General features: G+C 37.8%; 2 protein-coding genes. Both read left to right on the top strand.

The genetic code is table 11. From position 1 onward, the window contains the following. The first annotated feature begins 87 nt into the window (after positions 1-87). The gene (locus BHE89_RS26315) at positions 88-651 is read left to right on the top strand and encodes a tripartite tricarboxylate transporter permease (RefSeq protein ID WP_353615144.1); all 564 of its coding nucleotides are present in this window, start codon (positions 88-90) and stop codon (positions 649-651) included. Next, the coding region (locus BHE89_RS26310) for a tripartite tricarboxylate transporter permease (protein WP_286146266.1) at positions 617-1,211 on the top strand (595 nt) is incomplete at its 3' end. The genes BHE89_RS26315 and BHE89_RS26310, both read left to right, overlap by 35 nt.

Here is a 1,211-nt window from a genome sequence, read left to right as displayed (position 1 = left end):
CTTATTAAATATTCCGGGTACACCTGCGTCGGCAGCTTATACCAATGATGCACACACCTTAGTTAAAGAGGGTAAAACAAACCGTGTATTAGGTATGTCTTATTAAATATTCCGGGTACACCTGCGTCGGCAGCTTATACCAATGATGCACACACCTTAGTTAAAGAGGGTAAAACAAACCGTGTATTAGGTATGTCATTAACAAGCTCTGTCATTGGTGGTGTTATTGGTACGATTATATTAGCGTCAACAGCGCCAATTTTAGCTGAGTTTGCTTTAAAATTTAGCTCTTATGAATATATGTGGCTATCTTTAATTGGGCTTAGCTGTGCAACTATTGTTTCAGGTTCACATATTAGAAAAAGCTTATTAGCACTGTTCTTTGGTATTGCTTTAGCCACTATTGGTTATGATGAATTTACGGGGCAAGCACGCTTTACCTTCGGTGAAGTCTCTCTAATGCAAGGCGTAAGCTTTATTCCAGCAATGATAGGATTATTTGCAATTTCGGGAGCAATTAAATATTACGTTGAGCGTTGGAAAGAAAAACAAATCACACTGAGTGAAGTGAATGTCGAAAATAACTCTTACAATATTTTTAAAGGCATTGGCGGGGTTGTTCGTCAGCGTAAGGGGGGGGATTTTCCGTAGCGGAATAATAGGAACATTAATAGGTGCTTTACCCGGTGCTGGCGCCGATATTGCAGCATGGATCTCTTATGCTGTTTCAAAGAAACTCTCCAAAAAGCCAGAGAAATATGGTCATGGCTCTGAAGAAGGTATTGTTGATGCTTCAGCCAGTAATAATGCAAGCTTAGCTGGAAGCTGGATCCCATCTTTAGTATTTGGTATTCCTGGCGATTCTGCGGCTGCAATTATTATCGGTGTATTATATATGAAAGATATGCAACCGGGACCAACACTATTTTTATTCAATCCTGATAAACTGTATGCTGTTTTTATTATTTTCTTTATTGCTAATCTAATTTTATTACCGATTGCTTTTATTGTTGTCAATCTATTGAAGAAGCTCGTTGCTATCGATAATGCAATTATTTATCCAGCAATTATTTTATTTAGTATCGTAGGCTCTTACGCAATCACAAATACGATGTCTTCTATTGTTGTTATGTTAGTCATGGGCGTTATAGGCTATTTCCTTCAAGAACGAAAATTCCCAATATCACCCATTATTTTGGGCATGATCTTAG

It is taken from the genome of Shigella sp. FC1967, from assembly GCF_001743005.1.
Classification (GTDB): Bacteria; Pseudomonadota; Gammaproteobacteria; order Enterobacterales; family Enterobacteriaceae; genus Proteus.
Note: the sequence above shows the minus strand (reverse complement) of the source record. Positions and strands in the feature narration are given on the sequence as shown.